This window comes from Amycolatopsis sp. NPDC114503 (genome assembly GCF_055633655.1).
In genome coordinates, this window is sequence record NZ_JBVKDT010000001.1 from 814195 (window position 1) to 835180 (window position 20986).

The 20986-nt window shown below is 69.1% G+C and carries 22 protein-coding genes; 9 read left to right on the forward strand and 13 right to left on the reverse strand.

Annotated features, from left to right (window positions below; genetic code table 11):
* Nucleotides 1–13 precede the first annotated feature (13 nt).
* The 3 genes from ACZ7OI_RS03970 to ACZ7OI_RS03980 all read left to right on the forward strand — a co-directional run bounded on the left by ACZ7OI_RS03970 (nt 14) and on the right by ACZ7OI_RS03980 (nt 1832).
* Nucleotides 14–535, forward strand: coding sequence for a hypothetical protein (locus ACZ7OI_RS03970; RefSeq protein ID WP_470262694.1), 522 nt, complete (start codon nt 14–16; stop codon nt 533–535).
* 10 nt (nt 536–545) lie between these two features.
* Entirely contained in the window at nt 546–1289 is a 744-nt protein-coding gene (locus ACZ7OI_RS03975) for an SDR family oxidoreductase (RefSeq protein ID WP_470262695.1), read from the forward strand.
* A 132-nt stretch (nt 1290–1421) separates the two neighbouring features.
* The gene (locus ACZ7OI_RS03980; protein WP_470262696.1) at nt 1422–1832 is read left to right on the forward strand and encodes a VOC family protein; all 411 of its coding nucleotides are present in this window, start codon (nt 1422–1424) and stop codon (nt 1830–1832) included.
* A gap of 4 nt (nt 1833–1836) precedes the next feature.
* Here the strand turns inward: ACZ7OI_RS03980 and ACZ7OI_RS03985 are convergent, their stop codons facing one another.
* The 4 genes from ACZ7OI_RS03985 to ACZ7OI_RS04000 all read right to left on the reverse strand — a co-directional run bounded on the left by ACZ7OI_RS03985 (nt 1837) and on the right by ACZ7OI_RS04000 (nt 6646).
* On the reverse strand, nt 1837–2514 hold the full coding sequence (locus ACZ7OI_RS03985; RefSeq protein ID WP_037808846.1) for a DedA family protein: 678 nt from the start codon (nt 2512–2514) through the stop codon (nt 1837–1839).
* A 165-nt stretch (nt 2515–2679) separates the two neighbouring features.
* The gene (locus tag ACZ7OI_RS03990) at nt 2680–3504 is read right to left on the reverse strand and encodes a YceI family protein (RefSeq protein WP_470262697.1); all 825 of its coding nucleotides are present in this window, start codon (nt 3502–3504) and stop codon (nt 2680–2682) included.
* On the reverse strand, nt 3501–6122 hold the full coding sequence (locus ACZ7OI_RS03995; RefSeq protein ID WP_470262698.1) for an MFS transporter: 2622 nt from the start codon (nt 6120–6122) through the stop codon (nt 3501–3503). Before ACZ7OI_RS03995 ends, ACZ7OI_RS03990 begins: the two co-directional genes overlap by 4 nt.
* Entirely contained in the window at nt 6119–6646 is a 528-nt protein-coding gene (locus ACZ7OI_RS04000) for a MarR family winged helix-turn-helix transcriptional regulator (RefSeq protein WP_470262699.1), read from the reverse strand. The genes ACZ7OI_RS03995 and ACZ7OI_RS04000 overlap by 4 nt, the downstream gene beginning before the upstream one ends.
* A 252-nt stretch (nt 6647–6898) precedes the next feature.
* On the opposite strand from ACZ7OI_RS04000, the gene ACZ7OI_RS04005 reads away from it, so the two are divergent.
* Nucleotides 6899–7324: a PPOX class F420-dependent oxidoreductase gene (locus ACZ7OI_RS04005; RefSeq protein ID WP_470262700.1), complete on the forward strand. Its 426-nt coding sequence runs from the start codon at nt 6899–6901 to the stop codon at nt 7322–7324.
* A gap of 166 nt (nt 7325–7490) precedes the next feature.
* Here the strand turns inward: ACZ7OI_RS04005 and ACZ7OI_RS04010 are convergent, their stop codons facing one another.
* Nucleotides 7491–8063: a TetR/AcrR family transcriptional regulator gene (locus ACZ7OI_RS04010; RefSeq protein ID WP_470262701.1), complete on the reverse strand. Its 573-nt coding sequence runs from the start codon at nt 8061–8063 to the stop codon at nt 7491–7493.
* Between the two features lie 89 nt (nt 8064–8152).
* On the opposite strand from ACZ7OI_RS04010, the gene ACZ7OI_RS04015 reads away from it, so the two are divergent.
* A complete protein-coding gene (locus ACZ7OI_RS04015; protein WP_470262702.1) occupies nt 8153–9667 on the forward strand; it encodes an MFS transporter in 1515 nt (504 codons plus the stop codon).
* A gap of 456 nt (nt 9668–10123) precedes the next feature.
* On the opposite strand, the gene ACZ7OI_RS04020 is transcribed toward ACZ7OI_RS04015, so the two are convergent.
* Nucleotides 10124–10702: a TetR/AcrR family transcriptional regulator gene (locus ACZ7OI_RS04020; RefSeq protein WP_470262703.1), complete on the reverse strand. Its 579-nt coding sequence runs from the start codon at nt 10700–10702 to the stop codon at nt 10124–10126.
* Nucleotides 10703–10789: 87 nt separating this feature from the next.
* Here ACZ7OI_RS04020 and ACZ7OI_RS04025 point away from each other — a divergent pair, with 87 nt between their 5' ends.
* From ACZ7OI_RS04025 to ACZ7OI_RS04035, 3 genes are all read left to right on the forward strand, one after another.
* Nucleotides 10790–11671, forward strand: a complete 882-nt coding sequence (locus ACZ7OI_RS04025) for an NAD-dependent epimerase/dehydratase family protein (RefSeq protein WP_470262704.1) — start codon at nt 10790–10792, stop codon at nt 11669–11671.
* A gap of 75 nt (nt 11672–11746) precedes the next feature.
* Nucleotides 11747–12343 carry a class I SAM-dependent methyltransferase gene (locus ACZ7OI_RS04030; protein WP_470262705.1) on the forward strand — a complete coding sequence of 199 codons (597 nt, stop codon included), beginning with the start codon at nt 11747–11749 and terminating at the stop codon, nt 12341–12343.
* Between the two features lie 50 nt (nt 12344–12393).
* Nucleotides 12394–13788, forward strand: a complete 1395-nt coding sequence (locus ACZ7OI_RS04035; RefSeq protein WP_470262706.1) for an FAD-binding oxidoreductase — start codon at nt 12394–12396, stop codon at nt 13786–13788.
* A gap of 63 nt (nt 13789–13851) precedes the next feature.
* Here ACZ7OI_RS04035 and ACZ7OI_RS04040 read toward each other — a convergent pair whose 3' ends face one another.
* From ACZ7OI_RS04040 to ACZ7OI_RS04055, 4 genes are all read right to left on the reverse strand, one after another.
* A complete protein-coding gene (locus ACZ7OI_RS04040) occupies nt 13852–14556 on the reverse strand; it encodes a DedA family protein (protein WP_470262707.1) in 705 nt (234 codons plus the stop codon).
* Between the two features lie 141 nt (nt 14557–14697).
* On the reverse strand, nt 14698–15282 hold the full coding sequence (locus tag ACZ7OI_RS04045; protein WP_470262708.1) for a hypothetical protein: 585 nt from the start codon (nt 15280–15282) through the stop codon (nt 14698–14700).
* Between the two features lie 32 nt (nt 15283–15314).
* The gene (nagA, locus tag ACZ7OI_RS04050) at nt 15315–16505 is read right to left on the reverse strand and encodes an N-acetylglucosamine-6-phosphate deacetylase (protein WP_470262709.1); all 1191 of its coding nucleotides are present in this window, start codon (nt 16503–16505) and stop codon (nt 15315–15317) included.
* Nucleotides 16506–16557: 52 nt separating this feature from the next.
* A complete protein-coding gene (locus ACZ7OI_RS04055) occupies nt 16558–17133 on the reverse strand; it encodes a SigE family RNA polymerase sigma factor (RefSeq protein ID WP_051172562.1) in 576 nt (191 codons plus the stop codon).
* A gap of 197 nt (nt 17134–17330) precedes the next feature.
* Between ACZ7OI_RS04055 and ACZ7OI_RS04060 the strand changes: the two genes are divergently transcribed.
* A complete protein-coding gene (locus ACZ7OI_RS04060; RefSeq protein WP_470262710.1) occupies nt 17331–17615 on the forward strand; it encodes a YciI family protein in 285 nt (94 codons plus the stop codon).
* Here the strand turns inward: ACZ7OI_RS04060 and ACZ7OI_RS04065 are convergent.
* Genes ACZ7OI_RS04065 through ACZ7OI_RS04075 form a run of 3 tightly spaced genes read right to left on the reverse strand, consistent with a single transcriptional unit; the run spans nt 17612 to nt 20933 of the window.
* The gene (locus ACZ7OI_RS04065) at nt 17612–18610 is read right to left on the reverse strand and encodes a PDR/VanB family oxidoreductase (RefSeq protein ID WP_470262711.1); all 999 of its coding nucleotides are present in this window, start codon (nt 18608–18610) and stop codon (nt 17612–17614) included. The two genes, ACZ7OI_RS04060 and ACZ7OI_RS04065, sit on opposite strands and share 4 nt — an antisense overlap.
* The gene (locus ACZ7OI_RS04070) at nt 18607–19467 is read right to left on the reverse strand and encodes a metal-dependent hydrolase (protein WP_470262712.1); all 861 of its coding nucleotides are present in this window, start codon (nt 19465–19467) and stop codon (nt 18607–18609) included. The genes ACZ7OI_RS04065 and ACZ7OI_RS04070 overlap by 4 nt, the downstream gene beginning before the upstream one ends.
* Nucleotides 19464–20933 (reverse strand): flavin-containing monooxygenase, encoded by a 1470-nt coding sequence (locus ACZ7OI_RS04075; RefSeq protein ID WP_470262713.1) that lies wholly within the window; start codon nt 20931–20933, stop codon nt 19464–19466. The genes ACZ7OI_RS04070 and ACZ7OI_RS04075 overlap by 4 nt, the downstream gene beginning before the upstream one ends.
* Nucleotides 20934–20986 lie beyond the last annotated feature (53 nt).

Sequence of the window (20986 nt, forward strand, 5' to 3'; positions counted from 1 at the left end):
TTCTGAGCAGGTGATGTTCGACGATCCGGCGACGACGGATCCCTACGCCGGCGCGGTCACCTGGGATCGCGCCGGCGACGCCCGGATCGCCGTGTTGTACCCGCTGTACGTCCCGCTCGTGCGCACGCACCTGAACGGGCTGCGAGCGCTGGTCGACCGTCGGCTGACCGAGCCGGCGGAACCCGCCGCGGACCCGAGGCTGGCGCTGTTGGTGGAGCGGATGCAGGACACCACCAGCGAACCGCTGCTCGAACCGCAGGTGCTCGCTGACGTCCGGACCCGGCTGGACTGGGCGTTGTCGGTGCTGCCGGAGCACGGCGGGGTCCTCGAACTGCACACCCCGATGCACCAATGGTGGTGGGGACGGGCGCTGCTCGACGTGTGCACGGCGATCACCGCGCTGCTGGGAGCGTGGCTGCGCGGCGAGGCGGTCGACGGGCAGCACTGTCCGGACGACGCGACGTGGTGGATGTGGATGGCGCAGATGCGCTGGCTCGACGCCCAGTTCGTCGAGCCGCTCAAACCTCGTTCGTAAGGAGTGACCTGTGGGGGTTTTGGTCGTCACCGGCGGCAGCCGGGGCATCGGGGCGGCGATCTGCGAGCTGGCCGCGACCCGCGGTTACGACGTGGTGGTGAACTATTCCGGCGACCCGGCCCCGGCCGAGGAAGTCGCCGAGCGGGTGCGTTCCCATGGGGCGCAAGCGCTTGCGCACCGCGCCGATGTTTCCGACGAACAGCAGGTCAGCGACCTTTTTTCGGCGGCGGCCGAGCTAGGGCCGATCGTCGGCCTGGTGAACAACGCGGGCATCACCGGCAACACCCCGGGCAGGCTCGACGAGCAGAGCGTCGAGACCGTGCGCCGGGTGCTGGACATCAACGTCACCGGCGTTTTCCTGTGCTGCCGGGAGGCGGTGCGGAGGCTGTCGACGCGCTACGGCGGGTCTGGCGGAGCGATCGTGAACGTCTCGTCCACGGCGTCGCGGAACGCGTCAGCGGGCGAATGGGTGCACTACGCGGCGTCCAAAGCGGCGGTCAACACGCTCAGCCTCGGCCTCGCGCGGGAGGTCGCCGACGAGGGAATCCGGGTCAACGTGGTGTCCCCCGGCCTGGTCGAGACCGGATTGCACGCCGCGGCGGGAATGCCGGACCGGCTCGAGCGGCTCAGCGCGAACATCCCGCTCGGCCGCGCCGGCCAGCCGGAAGAGATCGCCGCGGCGGTGCTGTGGCTGTTGTCCCCGGAAGCCTCCTACGCGGTGGGTTCGGTGCTCGAAGTCGGCGGCGGCCGCTGATCTGTCTCGGACAGTGAGACGCCCGGAGACGGGCAGATCACGATTGACCCCGGAACTCGGTGAACTCGCCCGTGGCGGTTGTGCCGGTGTGCGAGTCTGGAACGAGGGGTTGAAAGGACGGCCGCGAAAGTCATGCCCAAGCTCACGTCTGTGCACCATCTGGCGCTCACCGTGACCGATGTGGACCGAAGTGTTCCCTGGTACGTCCGGGTGCTCGACCTCGAGGAAAGCCATCGGCGCGAAGACCCGGAAACCGGGGTGCGCAAAGTAGTTCTGCGTTCGGCGGGAGACGGTTTCTCCGTGGTGCTGGTCCAGCATCCGGACACCGGGAGACCCGCGTTCGACGAAAGACGCACTGGTCTGGACCATGTCGCGTTCTCGGTGTCGTCGCGCGCCGAGGTCGCCGAATGGGAGGACCGCCTGCGCGAGTACGGCGTCTCCTACCTGCCCGCGACGGAATCGCAAACCTTCGCGGGTTCCGCGGTGATCGTGTTCCGCGATCCGGACGGCATCCAGCTCGAAGTCTGGTCCGACCCGGCCTGAAAACTCAGGCGTGCGCGTCGTCGGGTTCGTCGACCGGACGCCGCATTTCCTGGCGGTAGCGCAGCACTCCGTACGCGGTGCCGAACACGAAGAACGCGATGCTCACCCACAGCGCCGCGGTCTTGACCCACGGGATCGCGTCGAGCAGGCCCGCGCCGTAGTAGCCGAGCAGCACCAGCGTCGGCACCCACAGCAGCCCGCCGACGGTGGTGGCGAGCAGGAACCGGCGCGAATCCATCCGCGCGGCACCGGCGATGAGCGGGGCCAGCGTGCGGATCCACGGGATCCACCTCGCCGCGACGATCGCGAAGAATCCCTTGCGGTCCAGGAAAGCTTGCGCGCGTTCGAGGTTGTGCCGGTTGAGCATCCGGCCGCCGCGCCGGGCGATCAGCGTGGTGCCCGCGCCGCGGCCGATGTAGTAACCGATCTGGTTGCCCACCACGGCGGTGAGCAACGCGGCCGCCGACAGCAGCCACGCGTTCAGGTCCGAGCCGTGCTGCGCGAGCACCACGCCCGCGCCGAACAGCAAGGAATCGCCCGGCAGGAACAGCCCGATGATGAGCGCGCATTCGATGAGCACGAACGACAGCACGATGACCCAGACAAGCACCGGGCCGGCGGTGTCCAGCCAGCTCAGGCCGATCCCCGCGGCGTGCGCGGGCTGGGCGGCGTCGAGGTTCACGCGAAGAGCCTACGTGGCTGGGACCGGCTGCAGTACGCAACCATCGAATCCTCCGCATTCGGTGACTTTGGGTATTCCTGGGGTAACCAGACTGTTCACCCTTTTCGCCCAGGACAACGAACAGGCCGCCCGGAACAGTTCCCGGGCGGCCTGTCGCGGTTTTCTCTAGAACTGCGGCAGGGACTCGCCCTGCACCGCCTCGATGTCCAGCTCCACCTTGACGGTCGTGCCGATCGCGGCCACGCCCGCCCGCACCATCGCGCTGTAGTTGATCGCGAAATCGTTGCGGTGCAATTGCGTTTCGGCGTGGAACGCGGCACGCACGCCGCCCCACGGGTCCGGGCCGTGCCCGGTGTAGCGCAGGTCGAGCGTGACGTCGCGGCGTTCGCCGTGCAGCGTCAGCACGCCGCGCAGCGCCCAGTTGTCCGTGCCGAGCTGGGAAAGCCCGGTGCTTTCGAACGTGATGAGCGGATACGCGTCGACGTCGAGGAATTCGGCCGAACGCAGGTGGTCGTCCCGCATCTTGATGCCGCTTTCGATGCTGCCCGCCTTGATCTCGGCGTGCACCGTCGACCGCTCCGCCGGGCGAGCGACCTCGATCCGCCCGGCCACGTCCGGGAACCGCACCTTGATGCTCGCGATGCCCATGTGCCGCGCGGTGGCGACCACCGACGAGTGCATCGGGTCGATCGTCCACGGCCCCTCCGGCGGCAGCTCGACCGCGCCGGAAACCGGCACGAGCGCGATGTCGCCGAGCAGCCCGGCCCCGTCGGAGCCGATCTGCACGGTGCGGGCCAGCGGCGTGTACCCCGGCGCGGTGATCACGGCGGTGTAGACGCCCGGGGGCAGCGGATCGGTGACCACTGCCCCCTTCGCGTCCGTGACCTGCCGCGCGACCTGGCGACCGTTGAGGTCGGTGACCGTGAGCACCGCGTTCTCGACCGGCCATCCGCCGTTCGAGCGCAGCTGTGCGCGCAGGCCCCCGCTCATGACCGGTCGACCAGCTCGTCGAGCGCCTGGTCGTAGCCCAGCCGCACGTCGTGCTGCGCCTCGCCGTCGTTCAGCGTCACCTGGCTGGTGGCGGGCGGGTAGCCGCTCGCCACGACCGTGTAGGACCCGATCGGCAGGTCGCTGACGACATACCGGCCCTCGCTGTCGGTGCGGGCCACCGCCGCGACGTTGCCGTTCGCGTCGAGCACGGTGATCCGCGCGTCCGGCACGATCCGGTCGCCCTCGGTGCGCGCGACGCCCTGGAGCAGCACCGCGCCGGCGAGTTCGACGTCGTGGCGAAGCACGCCGCTGTCCGGCACCGTCAGCGTGACCGCGACCGGGCGGTAGTGCGGGCCGCTCGCGACCAGCGTGTACTGCCCGGCGCCGACGCCGCTGAAGGTGTAGACGCCGTCCTCGGTCGTGATGAACGCGCCGTTGACCTCGCCGCGCGAGTCGGTCAGCGTGACCGTCGCGTTGGCCAGCGGGGTCGCGGTGCCGATCGAACGGACCACGCCGGTCAGCTCGCCGGATCCGGTGAGCGTGACGTCCAGGTTCGCCGGGTGCCCGCCGACCACCACGCTGGAGGCCTGCGGCTGGTGCCCCGGAGCGGACACGATCAGCACGTACGTTCCCGGACCCTGGGTCGGGATCGAGTAGCTGCCGTCGCCGTTGCCGGTCGCCCGCGCCACCTGACGGCCCTGCTGGTCGATCAGGGTCAGCGCGGCCGCGCTCACGTGGCTGCCGTCCTGGCGGCGCACGTGGCCGGTGACCGGGACGCCGCCCGACCCGGTGGTCGTGCCGAATTCGGCGTCGGCCAGCGAGTTGGTGATCGGCATCGGCCGGGCGTCAGCCACTGCCTGCGCGTCGCCGTGGCCGTTGGTCAGAGCGTGCTTGCCGCCCGCTCCGACGAGCACCGGCTCCTTCGGGGCCTCCTCGAACAGCGAACCCGTCTTGAGCTCCGCGGTGTCGTCCGCGGCCGGGACCGGCTCGTCCAGGTTTTCCAGCAGCGCCTCGCCGCCTTCGACCGCGGCCGCCGCCGGGTTCATGCCCGCGAGCGGGATCTCCTTCATGAACAGCAGCACCAGCGTGGCCAGCAGCGCGACGCCGCCGGCGACCCAGAACACCGTGGTGATCGACTCGGTGAAGCCGATCAGGATCGGCGTGCGCACCGCTTCCGGCAGCGTCTGGATGACGCTCGTGTTGCTCGACAGATCGCCGAGATTGGCGCCCCCGCCCGGAGGCAGGTGGCCGCCGAACGCCTTGGTGATGTTGCCCGGCAGCACGTTGAACAGAATCGTCAGGAACACCGCGACACCGGCGGTACCGCCGATCTGGCGGAAGAACGTCGCCGACGCGGTCGAGACGCCCATGTCCTTGCGCGGGCCCGCGTTCTGCACCGCGATGATCAGCGTCTGCATGCACTGGCCGAGGCCGAGGCCGATGATCAGCGCGGCCACCAGCGGGTGCCAGATCGGGGTGTCGTACTTGACCATGGCGAAGAAGAACGCGCCCGCCGCGATCAGGATCGTGCCGACGACCGGGAAGATCTTGTAGCGCCCGGTCTTCGAGGTGATCTTGCCGGAGATGATCGAGCTGGACATGATGCCGACCATCAGCGGCAGCATCAGCAGACCCGATTCGGTCGGCGTGTAGCCCTGCACGACCTGCAGGTACTGCGGGATCATCGTGATCGCGCCGAACATCGCCACACCGACGATCACGCCGCCGATGATGGCCACGGTGAAGGTCGAGTTCTTGAACAGCCGCAACGGAATCAGCGCGGCGTCCTTCATCAGCTTCTCGACGACGATGAACAGCACGACGCCGACGCCGCCGATGATGTACATCCAGATCGACTTCTGGTCGCCCCAGCCCCACTTCTGGCCCTGTTCGGCGACGATCAGGAACGGCACCACGGCGACGACCATGGTGAGCGCGCCCCACCAGTCGATCTTGTGGTCGTGGCGGTTGTGCGGCACGTTCAGGACCTTCGCGACGACGAACATCGCGACGATGCCGATCGGCACGTTGATCAGGAAGACCCAGCGCCAGCCGTGCAGGCCGCCGAGGGTGTCGAAACCGGCGAAGAAGCCGCCGAGCACCGGGCCGAGCACGGTGGACGTGCCGAACACGGCGAGGAAGTAGCCCTGGTAGCGAGCGCGTTCCCGCGGCGGGACCACGTCGCCGATGATCGTCATGGCCAGCGACATCAGACCGCCGGCGCCGAGACCCTGCACCGCGCGGAACGCGGCCAGTTCGTACATCGACGTCGAAGCCGACGCCGCCGCGGAACCGACGACGAAGATCGCGATCGCGGCCAGGTAGAACGGCTTGCGGCCGTAGATGTCGGAAAGCTTGCCGTAGATCGGCGTGGCGATCGTCGAGGTGATCAGGTAGGCCGTGGTCGCCCACGCCTGCAGGTCGAAACCGTGCAGGTCGTTGGCGATCCGGACGATGGAAGTACCCACGATCGTCTGGTCGAGCGCGGCGAGGAACATGCCGCACATCAGGCCGCTGATGATCGTGACGATTTGGCGGTGAGTCAGCCGCGGACCGCTCTCGCCGTCTTCGGCGGGCGCTCCCCCTCGCGACTGAGGTTGCTTTTCAACGGTGGTCATGCGTTCGAGGCCCCCTTGGCCTGTGACACCCCTGAAGTGTCTGACAGAGACGGATTGTTCTTTTCGATACCTGTGTTGAGCCGCGTGAGAAGCCTGTTGAGCGTCTCGCGTTCCTCCTGGCTCCAGTCGTCGAGCACGTCGGCCAGCCACCGGGCGCGGTGCTTGCGGTTTTCGTCGAAGACGCGCAGGCCTTCGGCGGTCGGGGCGAGCAAGCAGGCGCGGCCGTCCTCGGGGTCGGCCTGCCGTTCGACGAGTCCGTGCTGCACGAGCGAGCTGGACTGCCTGCTGATCGTGGAGATCTCGGAGTGCAGGAATTCGGCCAGCTTGCTGGTGCGTTGCGGGCCCTCGTGGACGAGGCAGAAGAGGATCGCGTACGCGGCCCTTTCGATCCCGTCCGGCCCGTGTTTGGCGACCTGTGACTTCGCCTTGGTGATCAAGCGCATGAACCGGACCAGCTCGTGTCCGAGCTGGTCGGCAAGGTCGAGGTCGGCCTCGGGCCTGACGGCGGAGTTCTGAGGTGCCATGTGGGTCTTCCTTGGGATGGAGCAAACCATTGGTTGGCGACTGCAACTAGTTGCCTCAAGCAAGAGTGTGCCCGTACGGCGTATTTCGCAAGCGGCCGACCCCTGGTTGTGTCACATGACACTTTAGTTGCCGCATGCAAGCAGATTTCAACCGGATGGGTATCGTCCGGTTTCTCCCGGTATGCGGACGCCGCTGGTCACTCGGGGTTTCGGGGCGGGAACAGATCCTTCTCGCCGGGCCTTGGTAGGGGTATGACTGACGACACAGCGCTCTACGACCTCATCGCGGCGGGCAAGCAGGGGGTCCTGGCGACCCTGAAGCGGGACGGCCGTCCCCAGCTGTCGACGGTGACGCACTACTTCGACCGGGACGCCCGCCAGCTGCAGGTGTCGATCACGGACACGCGCGCGAAGACGAAGAACATGCGCCGGGATCCGCGGGTGAGCTACCACGTGGCGTCGTCGAATGGGTGGTCGTACGCCGTGGCGGAGGGGCGGGCGGTGCTGTCGCCGGTGGCCTCGTCGCCGGACGACGAGGCGGTGGAGGCGTTGATCGCGCTGTACCGCAAGGTCGCGGGCGAGCATCCGGACTGGGCGGAGTACCGGGCGGCGATGGTGGCGGACCGGCGGCTGGTGCTGACGGTGGAGATCGAGCGGGTTTACGGGCTGGCTCGCTGAGTTTTTCTCCGCGGCGGGGGTTTGCTTGGGCCGGTTCGGGGCTGGCTCTGTGCCGGTTTGGCGGTGAGCGGGCCTCGTGCTGGTTCTGGCGGCGAGGGGCTCGCGTCGGTCCGGCCGGGCTGTCTTCTCGCCGGTTTTCCGGTGCCCTGCCGCGAGTGCCGAGGCCTTAGTCCTTCTGGCGTCCCGCCGCGAGCGCGGCCTTGGCCGGAGTCCCGGCCTCGATCCGATCGGCGATTTCCTCGATCTGCTCCAGCAGGCTGTCGGTCACCTCTTCGCCCAGCGCCGCGCGCATGTAAAGGCCCTCGCCGACCAGCATCACCAGTTCGGCCGCCACCGGGTCCTCGACGTGCTCCAGCATCAGCTCGCGGGTGCGCTCGGTGCAGCGGCGCGACACCTCCGCCGCGACCGGGTCGTTGAGCACCAGGCGGAGCGCGGCCATCGTCGTGCGGTGCAGTGCCAGGTCGCGCGTGACGTCGGTGATCGACGAGCGCAGGTAGTGCCGGACCACGCCTTCCGGCGCGTTGCGCGCGCGTTCTAGGTCCTCGTCGGTCAGCCGCTCCAGGCGTTCGAGCAGGCCGTCGCGCAGGGCGTCCTTCGAACCGAAGTGGTAGAGCAGGCCGCCTTTGGACACCCCGGCGTGCGCCGCGACGGCGTCGAGAGTGATCTCGGCCGGGCCGCGGTCGGCGAGGATGACCTCGTACGAACCGAGGATGCGTTCACGTGCTGAAGGTTTAGGCATCGCCTTGACTATACCGTCCGGACGGTTTACCTTCTACCTCAGGAACGAAACTGTACCGTCTGGACGGTATAAGAAAGGAAGAGTGCGCCATGGTGCGGCGCGGAGGCCAGTGGTGGGCTTTGGCAGTTCTGGTGCTGCCGGTCCTCTTGATCAGCGTGGATGCGACAGTCCTGGGTTTTGCCCTGCCCTACCTCAGCGAGGATCTCGGGCCCACGGGCGCGGAACAGCTGTGGATCGTCGACGTCTACTCGTTCGTCCTGGCCGGATTGCTGGTCTTCATGGGGACGCTGGGCGACCGGATCGGCAGGCGGAAACTGCTGCTCATCGGCGGGGTGGCGTTCGGCGCGGCCTCGGTGCTGGCGGCGTTCGCCACGTCGCCGCTGATGCTGATCGTCGCGCGGGCGCTGCTGGGCGTCGGCGGTGCGACGCTGATGCCGTCCACGCTGTCGCTGATCCGCAGCATCTTCACCGAGGACCGCACGCGGCGCACCGCGGTCGCGATCTGGAGTGCGGCGTTCTCCGGCGGCATGGCGGTCGGCCCGGTCGTCGGCGGCTGGCTGCTCGAGCACTTCTGGTGGGGTTCGGTCTTCCTGATCAACGTGCCGGTGATGGTGCTGCTGCTCGTCGCGGGCCCGTTGCTGCTGCCGGAATTCCGCGACCCGAACCCGGGCCGCTTCGACCCGTGGTCGGCGCTGCTGTCGCTGGGCACGATGCTGCCGGTCGTGTACGGCGTGAAGATCGCCGCGACGTCGGGGATCACCTGGTCGGCCGGTGCCGCGATGGTGGTCGGGCTCGGGCTGGGCGTGGCGTTCGTGCGCCGGCAGCGGCGGCTTGACCAGCCGATGCTGGACCTGGGGCTGTTCGCCAACCGCAAGTTCGCCGGTTCGGTGATCACGAACCTGCTGGGCGTGTTCGCCCTGGTCGGGCTGCTGTTCCTGCTGCCGCAGTACCTGCAGCTGGTGCTCGGACTGAAGCCGCTGGTCGCCGCCTTGTGGATGCTGCCCGCGACGGTCGCCGGCGTCGTCGGCGCCCTGGCAGCCGCCTGGCTCGCCCGGCGGGTCCGGGTGCCGGTCCTGGTCAGCCTCGGCCTGCTGCTCGGCGCGGCCGGCTTCCTGGTCCTGACGACCATCGGAGCCGACGCCGGACTGGCTGCGGTCGTGGTGGCGTTCGTCCTGGTCGGCGGCGGGGTGGCGCTGTCGGAAACCCTCACGAACGACCTCGTGATCTCCGCCGCCCCGGTCAACCGCGCCGGCGCCGCGTCGGCGATCTCGGAAACGGGCTACGAACTGGGCGGCGCACTGGGCACGGCCCTGCTGGGCAGCCTCGCCACGGCGGTCTACCAGTCGGGCCTGCCCGCCACCGCGCCCGCAGCGGCCCACGACACCCTCGGCGGCGCGGTAGCCACCGCGCACGGCATGCCCGCCGCCGAAGGTGCGGAGTTGCTGAGCACCGCCCGCGAGTCCTTCGTGACGGCGTTGCACACGAGCGCGTGGGTGGGCGCCGCGATCCTCGTGTACACGGCACTGCAGGCGTACTTCCTGTTGGGCCGCCGCCGAAACCGTCCCCAGGCGGCTCAGCCGGAGGAGGCCGCAATGTCCGCGTGATTCGGTCCCGTCAGGCAGGCAAACGGTATCCGCCTGCCTGGCGGGCGGCGCAGTTCCGGTTGCGAGGCAAGGAAATGCTCGCAGCCGGGCGGCTGTCCGCCGACGTTTGGCCAGTGCGGGTGTCGTGCCGCGGCCTGCGGGAGTGGCCGCTTGAAACAGGTGGATCGGCTGTCCGGTCGGTCAGCGAGATGCTCGCCGTCCGAGGTTTGGCCGTGCGGGTTCCGTCCGGTCCGCGGAGCGCCGGGATTGGCTGCTGGGTCGAAGTGGGCTCGGCTTTCCTTTGGCCAGTCCAGTGAAGTGCTTGCGGCTCCGCCAGCGTGACCACTAGGCAGGGCGCTGCATCGGCGTCATCTCCGTGGACGGTTTCGGGCCGCTCGGAATAACACTCTGGCCAGCGCCCCCGAATGCCGTCCGGTCTCAGGCGTGCGGGCCTGGGCGGGCACGGATCCCGCCTGTTCAGCCCAGCGAAGCGCTCGCCGCTCGAAGCTCGTCCAGCGCGGCCACCAGATACTCCGCCGGATCGGCGTCATCCCCGCGATCGCTCTCCGACCACTCGAAATAGCCCCGCTTAAAGGCCAGCACTCCCAGTTCGCTCGCGAGCGCCGCCGTCGCCTCGGGCAGGTCCCGGGCGGTCAGGGCGGCGGTCATCGCGGCAGCGAGGCCGACGCTCTTCAGCGCATCCCGCTCCTGGAGCTCCGTGCTGGCCGCGACGGCGGCCTTCAGCCGAGGGGCGAGTTCCCGGTTCATCGGGCCCATCGCGGTCGCGGCGCGGCGCAGGCCGCCCGCGACTGCTTCCAGCGGGCTGGCGTCGGCGGGGGCGTCGGCGATTCCCTCCGCGAGCAGTCTGCTCAGCGTTTCCTGCCCGGCCACCAGCAGCTCTCGCTTGTCCGGGAAATGCCGGAAGAACGTGCTCTTGGTGACGCCGGCGCGCTCAGCGATCTGCGCGACCGTCGTGGCGTCGTAGCCCTGTTCGGCGAACAGGTCGACGGCCGCTACGACCAGCCGTTCGCGTGCTCCGGGTTCCCATCGGGCCATGAAGCCATCCTATGTGACGGGACCTTTATCCCGTCACTCTGGTAGCGTGTGACGGGACAAAGGTCCCATCATTCTAGGGAGAGATCCATGCGCGTGTTCGTTACCGGTGCGACCGGTTTGGTCGGCTCCGCTGTCGTCGCCGAACTGCTGAACAGCGGCCATTCCGTTCTCGCGCTCGCTCGGTCCGCCGCCTCCGTCGCGGCGGCCGAGAAAGCCGGTGCCGAGCCGGTGCGGGGTGCGCTGGCTGATCTGGACGTCATTCGCGAGACCGCGGGCAAAGCCGACGGGGTGATCCACCTCGCCTTCGCCAATGCGTTCAGCAGCGCCGAAGCCCTCGCGAACGCGGTCGCCGAGGAAACGGCGGCGCTCAAGGTGCAGGCTGAGGCGCTCGTCGGAAGCGGCCGGCCGTTGGTCGCGGTTTCGGGGACTCCGTATGCGCCGGGCCGCGCGTCGACTGAGGCTGATCCGGTTACGACCGATGGGCCGGTCGGCGGGCGGGGGCGCACGGTCGCTGAGGTTTTGGGGTTCGCGGATCGCGGGGTCCGGACGTCTGCGGTGCGCCTGCCGCGCACGGTGCACAACAACGGTGAAGGCGGGTTTGCCGGGCTGCTGACCAACATCGCCCGGCAAACGGGAGTGTCCGGTTATCCAGGCGACGGCACGCAGCGTTGGCCGGCGGTACACGCGCTCGACGCGGCGGTTCTCTTCCGGCTCGCTTTGGAGAAGGCGGAACCCGGTACGTCCTGGCACGCTGTCGCCGACGAAGCCGTTCAGGTCGCTGACGTCGCGGCAGTGATCGGACGGCGGTTGGGGCTCCCGGTCGAATCGGTACCGGAGGACACGTACGGCCCGCTCGGTCCGATCTTCGCGACCGATCAACCTTCTTCCAGCGCACACACCCAGCAAGCGCTCGGCTGGGTACCGAAACACCCCCGTCTGCTGTCAGACCTGGAGAACATCCAGAACTGAGTTTGCGGTTCCGGCAAAGAACCTTGTCGTTCAGCGCGGTCAGCGGAATCGTGAACGGTGGAGGTGGTAACGAAAATGGCTCCGTCCGGAGAATCCGAAGCACCGCACGACGCACAGTTCTGGGAAGACCTCTACCGCAGCCGCGAGCAGGTCTTCAGCGGCGAGCCCAACGGCGTGCTCGTCACCGAGGTCGAGGGGTTGCCGCCGGGGCAGGCGTTGGACGTCGGGTGCGGCGAAGGCGGCGACGCGCGGTGGCTGGCCGCGCGCGGCTGGCAGGTGACGGCGCTCGACATCTCGCGCACCGCGTTGCAGCGGGCGGCCGCCGCCAATGCCGGGATCGCTTGGGTGTGTTCGGATCTGGCCGCGAGTCCGGTTCCGGCGAGGGCGTTCGACCTGGTCAGCGTTCAGTATTTCCCGCTGCGGCACGACGACGGCGTATTGCGGAAGCTGCTCGACGCGGTCGCGCCCGGCGGGACTTTTCTCTTCGGGAGTCACGACCCGCGCGACCTGGGGCTGGAGCACTCCGGTTACTGCCAACCCGACGACATCGTGCGGGTTCTCGGCGAGGGTTGGACCGTCCTCGTCAACGAGAGCCGGCCGCGGGTGTCCCCGGCCCCGCCGGGCACGGCGCACACCCGCGACGTCGTGCTGCGCGCCCAGCGGACCAGCTAATATCGGAATTAATATTCCGCACTGCGAACATCCCGGTTTACCATGCGGGAATGAGCAACGACGCCCTCCTCCAGCGGCTTCGGGACGACCTCGGCCCGGCCGCGGTGCTCACCGACGCTGACGTCACCGACGCCTACGCGCGCGACATGATGCCGCTCGCTCCCTCGGGAAAACCGCTGGCGGTAGTGCTTCCGGCGGATACCGCGGGAGTGCAGGCGACTGTCCGTGCCTGTGCCGAAGCGAGAGTCCCCATCGTGCCGCGCGGGGCGGGCAGCGGGCTCTCCGGCGCGGCCAACGCCATCGACGGCTGTGTCGTGCTTTCGCTCGTGAAGCTGAACGAGATCGTCAAGGTCGACGCGGGCAACCGGCTCGCCGTCGTGCAACCGGGCGTCGTCAACCTCGACTTCCGGTCCGCTGTCGAGAAACACGGCCTGTTCTATCCGCCCGACCCGTCCAGCTACGACTGGTGCACCATCGGCGGCAACCTCTCCACCAACGCCGGCGGCCTGTGCTGCGTGAAATACGGCGTGACCACCGATTCGGTGCTCGGCCTCGAAGTCGTCCTCGCCGACGGATCGCTGCTGAAAACCGGCCGCCGCACGGTGAAGGGCGTCGCGGGGTACGACCTCACCAAGCTGTTCATCGGCAGCGAGGGCACGCTCGGCGTCATCACCCAGGCGACCGTCTCGCTGCGGCCGCTTCCGCAGGCCCCGGCCACTTTTGTCGCCGGGTTCACCACCACCGAGGCGGCCGGCGAAGCGGTCGCGCGGGCGGTGCGCGAGGGGCTGGTGCCGTCGCTGCTGGAGATCATGGACGCGGCGTCGATCAAGGCGTCCGAGGCCTACCTCAACACCGACCTCGGCGCGGGCTCGGACTGTCAGGCCCTGCTGCTCGGCCAGTCCGACGCGGGAGGCGAGGCCGCTCGGCGCGAGCTGGCGTTGCTCGAACAGATCTGCACCGACTGCGGTGCCGACCTCGTCTACGCCACAGACGACCTCGAAGAGGGCAAGATGCTGCTGCAGGCCCGCCGCGTCGTGCTGACCGCGCTGGAGACCTACGGCGTCTGGCTCACCGACGACGTCAGCGTGCCCCGCACCCGGATCGCCGAACTGATCCGCGGCTGCGAACGGATCAGCGAAAAGGTCGGGCTCAAGATCGCCGTCGTCGGCCATGCCGGGGACGGGAACATGCACCCGACCATCGTGTACGCGCCCGATTCCGAGGACGAGTTCGCACGCGCTCAACAGGCGTTCGACGAGATCCTCGAGGTCGGCCTGTCCCTCGGCGGCACGGTGACCGGCGAGCACGGCGTCGGCAAGATCAAGCGCGAATGGCTCGCCCGCGAGATCGGCCCGGTCGGGATCCGCGTGCACCGGCAGATCAAACAGGCCCTCGACCCGGAAAACCTCTTCAACCCGGGTTCGATGTTCTCGATGACCGACTGAACCCCCGGCACGACGAAGCGGCGTCCGGAAAGTCCGGACGCCGCTTCGTCGTGGAACCAGGAATCAGTCGCGCACGCGCGGAATCTGCTGCGTGACGTCGGCGGAATCGTCGGCCGGGCGGGCCTTCTTCTCGCGGCGGCTCTTCAGGTACTCGATGGCGATCGGCACCACCGACACCAGCACGATGAGGACGAAGATCGCGTCGACGTTGTCCCGGATGAAGCCGATGTTGCCCAGCAGCGACCCCAGCACGGTGATGCCCGCGGCCCAGAGGATGCCGCCGAGGACCGTGTAGGTGAAGTAGCGCTTCGGGTCCATCCGGCCGATGCCGGCGATCCAGGTGATGAACGTCCGCACGAACGGCACGAACCGGGCCAGCACGACGGCCTTGGGCCCGTGCTTCTCCAGGAAGCTGTGCGTCTTGTCGACGTACTCCTGCTTGAAGAACTTCGAGTCCGGCCTGCTGAACAGCTTCGGCCCGGCGAAGTAGCCGAGGTAGTACCCCACGACGTTGCCCAGCAGCGCGGCGACCGTGACCAGCACGCACACCAGCCACAGCGGAGCCTTCAGCGTGCCGTTCGCGATGAACAGGCCCGCGGTGAAGAGCAGCGAGTCGCCGGGCAGCACCGGGAAGATGCTGCTCTCGATGAAGATGATCAAGCACAGCACGGCGATCACGGGCGCCGTCAGCCCGTTCAGCAGATGCTGCGGGTCCAGCCACGACGGCAGCAGGGACATGGTGGTCACTGTGTTCTGGGCGAGAATCACACCGAAAACGGTACAGGGTGACTCACGGTGGCCTCATCGGGCAAGGAATCGCAGGTCATCGGTGTGGGATCGAGGTTAAGAACTCGGCCCGGGAGTGCCTGCCGGAGTGGCCGTCCGGGCAAGCCGGGGCGGATCCGGGGCTCAGATCAGCGTCAGCAGGCCGATGACGGACCCGGCGGCCAGTCCCAGCAGCACCGCCAGCAGCAGGACCCAGTGCGCGGGCAGCGGGCCGCTCTGCGCCGTCTGCACGGGGCGGCGGACGGTCGCGTCGTCGGCCCCGACCGGCGGGATCGAGCCGGTCGTGCCGGGCGAGGTGTAGTCGGCCGCGTCGAGGGCGGCGCGCTCGCGGGCGAGCGAGTCCGCGCCCGCGCCGGACAACAGCCCGTAGTTGGGCGGCAGTTCGGTGGTCGGGCCGGTCTGCGACGGCGCGCCAGTCTGGGCGGACGACCCAGTGCCCGAGGCGGCGCCGAACGATCCGGTGCCGGAAGCCGGAGCGGCATTGAAGGAGCCGGTTCCGGCGGTACCGGGGCCGGAAATGCCAGGACCGCCCGCCGCGCTGAACGAGCCCGTGCCGGAGGCGCCGGGCTGGACCGTGCTTCGCGCGCCGGTCCCGGAACCGGCGTCGCCCTGCTCTTCGACCGGGTTCGCCGCGACGTGCGGAGCGAAGACGGCTTGTGCACGCAGCGCGTCGGCCAGTAACCGTTCCGGGTCTTTCGGCTCGCTCATCCGCTCCGTCCGCCTGTCGAAGTGCTAGCTCGTCACGTACTCAAGGTAGCCCGGCCCGCCTCGGCCACCCATTCGCCCCGGTGCAGTACCCGGGACGGGCGCAGGTCGTCGTCCAGGATCACGGCGTCCGCGGCGAGGCCGGGGCGCAGTGCGCCGGTGCGGTCGGCGATGCCGAGCAGTTCGGCCGGTCGCGCCGACGTCGCCCGGACGGCGTCCAGCACGTCGAGTTTCGCACCCTTCACGAGGTTGCGGAAGGCGTTGTCCATGGTCAGCGTGCTTCCGGCGAGCGAACCGTTGTCCAGGGTGGCGACGCCGTCGTGGACGTCGACCTCCAGCCTGCCGAGGGTGTAGCGGCCGTCGGCGGCGTCGGTGGCCGACATCGCGTCGGTGATCAGCACCGTCCGGCCGCGGCCCGCGTGTTGCGCGGCCAGCCGCACGACGGTCGGGTGCAGGTGGACCAGGTCGCAGATCAGTTCGACCGTCACGCGCTCGTCGTCGAGCAGCACCCCGACCGGACCCGGCTCGCGGTGGTGCAGCGGGCGCATGCCGTTGAACAGGTGGGTGGCGACCGTCGCACCGGCGTCGATGGCCGGAACCAGCTGGTCGGCGACCCCGTCGGTGTGGCCGATCGCGGCGATCACACCCGACTCGGCGAGCTGCCGGACCGCCTTGACGCCGCCGTTCAGCTCCGGCGCGAGCGTGACCATCCGGATCGAGCCGTGGCCGGCGCGCAGCAGCTTCTCGACGGTGCCGGTGTCCGGCTCGCGCAGAGTGTCCGGATCGTGTGCGCCGCAGCGGGCGCGCGAGATGAACGGGCCCTCCAGGTGGATGCCCGCGAGGTCGCCCTCCTGCACGAGTTCGCGCAGTGCGGCGATCTGCTCGGTGAGCAGGTCGACCGGGTCGGAGACCAGACTCGCGAGCATGGTCGTGGTGCCGTGCCGCCGGTGCGCGCGGACGGCGGTGCGGATCTCGTCCGGGTCGAGCGTCGAGAACGAGGCGCCGCCGCCGCCGTGGCAATGGGTGTCGATGAAACCGGGCACGACCAGTGCCCCGGCGACGTCCACCGTCGCGGCGTCCGGGCTGCTCGGGGGCGTTCCGGTGCCTACCGCGGCGATCTGTCCGCCGGACACGGCGAGCCAGCCGTCGTCGAGTACGCGGTCCGGGGCCACGACGCGGCCGCCCGTGATGACGAAGTCTCCGGGGTGCTTCACGCGGTCCAGCATATATTGGTCTGGACCAGAGAGGGCCGACCAGCGCGAGATTGGTCCGGCCAGGTCACTGAGGCGGCTGCATTGCCTTCTGCAACGCCTCAAGCGCTCGGCTGGCGGTTGACTTCACGGTGCCCTTCGAAATGCCCGCGGCTTCCGAAATCTCCGCTTCGCTCAGCCCGCCGTAGTAGCGCAGTACGAGCACCTCGCGCTGGCGCGGCGGAAGCTTCGACAGCGCGTTGACCACGGCCTGGTGCTCGCTGGAGAGCATCGCGAGGCTTTCGGCGGACCGGGCGTTCACCGCGTGCGGGGGCACGTACTCGCGCGCGGTCTTGCGCCGCCGCAGCACGCTGCGCGATCCGTTGACCACCGCGGTGCGCAGGTAGCCGACCGCCGCGGCGGCGTCGCGCAGCCTGCCCCAATTGCGGTGCAGCCCGGTGAAGGCCTCCTGCACGACGTCCTCGGCCGTGGCCGGCTCGTCGACCAGCAGGATGGCGAGCCGCACGAGCCGCATCCGGTGCTGCCGGTAGAGGTCTTCCAGGTTCAACGGGGCGGTCGGCGGCTGCGCCGGGACCGGCCCGTCCATGGTCCGCAGGTGGCCGAGGGTCGCCTCGACGCTGCGTTCCGCGTTCCCCTCCAGCATGTATCCCCGCCTGTCCTCGACGTGTCCGCTCCGCAGGCCCCAACGCGTGCGCGATAGGCACAGCGTGCACACAGGTTCCGCCCGCGCCTAGCCTATCGGGTTGGCCTCCCGCTGCCACCGCTCGCATGGTGCGTCCGCCCGGCCGTCACCGGTAGCGTCTGCGGCGTCACCGTCGTGTTCACCCCGGGAGTAAGCGCATGGCCTGGTACCTCGTCGAAATCCGCTACGTCCAGGAGAAGCTGGCCGACGTCCGGCCGCGGCACCGGGACTACCTGAAAGAGCACGTCGAGGCAGGCCGGGTCGCCGTCGCGGGCCCGCTCGCCGACAACTCCGGCGGGCTGGTGCTGTGGCAGGCCGAGGACGAGTCGGCGCTGGCCGAGCTGATCGACAACGACCCGTACGCGCTCGAGGGCGTCGTGGCCGAGCGCACCGTCCGCGAGTTCAAGCCGGTGCTCGGCAATTGGGTCCCTGAGCAGGGCTAAAGCTCCAGGACGGCGGGCCCGCGGTCGACGCAGATCCGCACGCGCCCGCCGTCTTCGGCTGCCACTTCGCAGGTGCCGCAGAAGCCTTGGCGACACGAGTACGGCACGTCCGGCAGCACCTCTCGCACAACGTCGAGCGTGGAGCGGTCGGCGGGCACGTCGAGGGTGCGGCCACTGCGGCGCAGGACCACGCGGAACGGTTCGCCGTCCACGATCGGCGGCGGCGAGAACCGTTCGAAATACACCGCGGCGGCGCCCGTGCGGGCCAGGTCGACGCGGACGCCGGTGATCATCGGCACCGGGCCGCAGCAGTACACCGAAGCGCCGGCGGGCATTTCCTCCAGCAGCTCCGCGCCGGACGCCGGGATGCCGAACTCCTTGTCCGGCCGGATCCGCACCCGCTCGGCCGGAAGTTCGTCGAGGAACGGCATCGACTCCCGGTCGCGGCCGGTGTAGACCAGCCGCCAATCCGCGCCGCTCGCCTCCGCGCGGTGCACCATCGGCAGGATCGGCGTGATCCCGATTCCGCCCGCGACGAAGTGGTACGCGGGCGCGTTGACGAACGGGAAAGCATTACGTGGGCCGCGTACCGTGACGCGAGTTCCGGCGGTGAGCGCGTGCACCTCAGCGGACGCGGAACCGATGTAGCGCACGGCAATCCGGTAGTGCGAGAGGTCTGACGGCGAGCCGCACAGCGAGTACTGCCGCACGACTCCCGAGGGCAGGATCAGATCGATGTGCGCGCCGGGACGCCAAGCGGGCAACGGATTTCCGTCGGGACGCACGAGACGCAGGCTCACCACGCCGTCGGCCTCGGCGCGCACGGCGTCGACGACCAACGGCAGCCGACGGTCGACCTCCCGCACCGGCGGACGCCGCCGGCCGGAAACCTCGGCCAGCTTTCGATAAGCCGCGCCGACCGCGACCAAAGTGGACATCAGCCGGTCGCGCCTGCCGCTGCCGTCGAGTCTCGGCGGGAACTGCGGTGCGGTCATCGCGGAGCGTCGGCGGCCTTGGCCGCGGGCGAACTCGCCAGGTACGCCACCGCCTGGTCGGTGTCGCCGGTTTCGGTGGGGTGATAGGACTTCCGGAAGTACGGCCGGATCTCGCGCAGCAGTTCACGCGGTCCCGGCAGCAACCCGAGGCGGGCGGCGCGGCGGTAGGCCCGCCAGTTCGCACGCCCTGGGCGCGTCGGGTCGTTCTTCATCAGGAATCGCGTCCCGCGAAGGAAAACCCATGCCAGTACCGGCGTCACCACGATCATCGAGCGCACTCGCCGACCGTAACGGCCGTCGAGGTGGCAGAACAGGTCGTAGGCCACCGATCGGTGCTCGACTTCCTCGGCACCATGCCAGCGAAGGAGATCCAGCATTGTCTCGTCGGCACCCGCCGCGTCGAGTTCCTTCGCGTCGAGGATCCACTGGCCGAGAAACGCGGTGTAGTGCTCGATCGCGGCGACCAGTGCGAGCCGTTCGATCAGCCACTCCCGGCTCGCTCCGGGCCGGTCGCCGAGCAGCCGCCGAAACATCCACTCCATCTGCGCGATGTAGGGCCGCACGGAAACCCCGGCGGACTCGAGGTGTTCGGCCGCGCCGTCGTGCGCCTGCGCGTGCATCGCCTCCTGGCCGATGAACCCGAGGACGTCCTCCTTGAGCCGCTCGTCGCGGATCAGCGGGACGGCCTGCTTGAACACCTCGACGAACCAGCGTTCGCCTTCGGGCAGCGCGAGATGCAGCACGTTGATGCTGTGCGTGGCCTGCGGCTGCCCGGGAATCCAGTGCATCGGCAGCTTCGACCAGTCGAACTCCACGTCACGCGCGTGGAGCACGATCTGTTCGTGGTCGGCACTCATGACCGGCCGCTCAGCTCGTAGTCGCTCGGCTCGACGCGCCGCGTCTCCAGCCAGTACCGCCAGGTGAAGCCCGGCCAGATCGTCCGGTTGACGCCCTTCGCGTCGAGGTACCAGCTCTTGCAGCCGCCCTGGGTCCACACGCCCTTGACGAGCTTGTCCTGGATCTGCTCCTGGAATTCGTCCTGCACCGACGGCCGCACGTCGAGCGCCGCCGCGCCGCGCGAATCGGCCAGCCGGATCGCGTCGACCACGTAGCGGGATTGCGATTCGATCATGAACACCACGGAGTTGTGGCCGAGCGCGGTGTTCGGGCCGAGCAGGAAGAACAGGTTCGGGAACCCGGACACGGTGATGCCCTTGTGCGTCTGGATTCCTTCGGTGGCCCAGGTTTTCGCGAGATCGCGGCCGCCGACGCCGGTGATGTCGAGGTACTCCAGCGCGTCGGTCACCTTGAAGCCGGTGCCGTAGATGATCGCGTCGACCTCGTGCTCGACTCCGGCGGTGTCGACGATGCTGTGTGCGCGAACCTCGGCGATACCGTCGGTGACGACGTCGACGTTCGGCCGGTCCAGCGCCGGGAAATAGTCATTCGACAGCAGGACGCGTTTGCAGCCCATCGTGTAGTCGGGCGTGACTTTCCGGCGCAGCGCGGGGTTTTTGATGCCCTTCGCGATGTGCCTGCGCGCGAGGATCTCGGCGGCCTGCATGAGTTTCGGATGCCCGTTGAACCCGATCGCGCGGGATTCGAGCATCCAGTACAACGCGTTGCGGTACAGCCGCTGCGTGCCCGGCACGCGCTTGAACAACTGCCTGGCCCAGCCCGGCATCGCGTGGTCCGGCTTCGGCATGATCCACGGCGGCGTGCGCTGGAACAGCGTCAGTTCGCCGACCTCGGGCGCGATCTTCGGCACGAACTGCACCGCGCTCGCGCCGGTGCCGACCACCGCGACCCGCTTGCCCGCCAAGTCGAACTCGTGGTTCCACTGCGCCGAATGCCAGGTCTGGCCCTTGAACTTGGAGATTCCGGGCAGTTTCGGGATCTGCGGGATGTGCAGTCCGCCGACGCCGGCGACGAGGAACTGCGCGGAAAACTCGGCGCCGCCCTTGGTCTCCACCGTCCAGCGGCGTTCGCTCTCGTCCCAGGTCGCGCCGGTGATCTCGACGCCGAACCGGATCTTGTCCCGCAGCCGGTATTTGTCGGCGACGCCCTTGAGGTAGTCGAAGATCTCCGGCTGCGGCGAGAACGACCGGCTCCAGTCCGGGTTCTGCGCGTAGGAGAACGAGTACATGTGCGACTGCACGTCGCACGCGCAGCCCGGGTACGAGTTGTCCCGCCAGGTGCCGCCGACCTCGTCGGCCTTCTCCAGGATCACGTAGTCCCGGATGCCCGCTTTTTCGAGCTGGATCGCCTGGCCGAGCCCGGAAAATCCGGTGCCCACGATCACGACCTTGAACCGCTCGGTCATCTTGTCGGCCTCCGCTGCGCTGGGGGTCTGGCAGCGTTGATGTTACCTCAGGT

Coding starts and splice junctions, on each gene's coding strand:
- ACZ7OI_RS03970 (WP_470262694.1), top strand. CDS start 14: ATGTTCGACGATCCGGCGACGACGGATCCCTACGCCGGCGCGGTCACC.
- ACZ7OI_RS03980 (WP_470262696.1), top strand. CDS start 1,422: ATGCCCAAGCTCACGTCTGTGCACCATCTGGCGCTCACCGTGACCGAT.
- ACZ7OI_RS03990 (WP_470262697.1), bottom strand. CDS start 3,504: ATGAGCGGGGGCCTGCGCGCACAGCTGCGCTCGAACGGCGGATGGCCG.
- ACZ7OI_RS03995 (WP_470262698.1), bottom strand. CDS start 6,122: ATGACCACCGTTGAAAAGCAACCTCAGTCGCGAGGGGGAGCGCCCGCC.
- ACZ7OI_RS04000 (WP_470262699.1), bottom strand. CDS start 6,646: ATGGCACCTCAGAACTCCGCCGTCAGGCCCGAGGCCGACCTCGACCTT.
- ACZ7OI_RS04005 (WP_470262700.1), top strand. CDS start 6,899: ATGACTGACGACACAGCGCTCTACGACCTCATCGCGGCGGGCAAGCAG.
- ACZ7OI_RS04010 (WP_470262701.1), bottom strand. CDS start 8,063: ATGCCTAAACCTTCAGCACGTGAACGCATCCTCGGTTCGTACGAGGTC.
- ACZ7OI_RS04015 (WP_470262702.1), top strand. CDS start 8,153: ATGGTGCGGCGCGGAGGCCAGTGGTGGGCTTTGGCAGTTCTGGTGCTG.
- ACZ7OI_RS04020 (WP_470262703.1), bottom strand. CDS start 10,702: ATGGCCCGATGGGAACCCGGAGCACGCGAACGGCTGGTCGTAGCGGCC.
- ACZ7OI_RS04025 (WP_470262704.1), top strand. CDS start 10,790: ATGCGCGTGTTCGTTACCGGTGCGACCGGTTTGGTCGGCTCCGCTGTC.
- ACZ7OI_RS04030 (WP_470262705.1), top strand. CDS start 11,747: ATGGCTCCGTCCGGAGAATCCGAAGCACCGCACGACGCACAGTTCTGG.
- ACZ7OI_RS04035 (WP_470262706.1), top strand. CDS start 12,394: ATGAGCAACGACGCCCTCCTCCAGCGGCTTCGGGACGACCTCGGCCCG.
- ACZ7OI_RS04045 (WP_470262708.1), bottom strand. CDS start 15,282: ATGAGCGAGCCGAAAGACCCGGAACGGTTACTGGCCGACGCGCTGCGT.
- nagA (WP_470262709.1), bottom strand. CDS start 16,505: ATGCTGGACCGCGTGAAGCACCCCGGAGACTTCGTCATCACGGGCGGC.
- ACZ7OI_RS04055 (WP_051172562.1), bottom strand. CDS start 17,133: ATGCTGGAGGGGAACGCGGAACGCAGCGTCGAGGCGACCCTCGGCCAC.
- ACZ7OI_RS04060 (WP_470262710.1), top strand. CDS start 17,331: ATGGCCTGGTACCTCGTCGAAATCCGCTACGTCCAGGAGAAGCTGGCC.
- ACZ7OI_RS04065 (WP_470262711.1), bottom strand. CDS start 18,610: ATGACCGCACCGCAGTTCCCGCCGAGACTCGACGGCAGCGGCAGGCGC.
- ACZ7OI_RS04070 (WP_470262712.1), bottom strand. CDS start 19,467: ATGAGTGCCGACCACGAACAGATCGTGCTCCACGCGCGTGACGTGGAG.
- ACZ7OI_RS04075 (WP_470262713.1), bottom strand. CDS start 20,933: ATGACCGAGCGGTTCAAGGTCGTGATCGTGGGCACCGGATTTTCCGGG.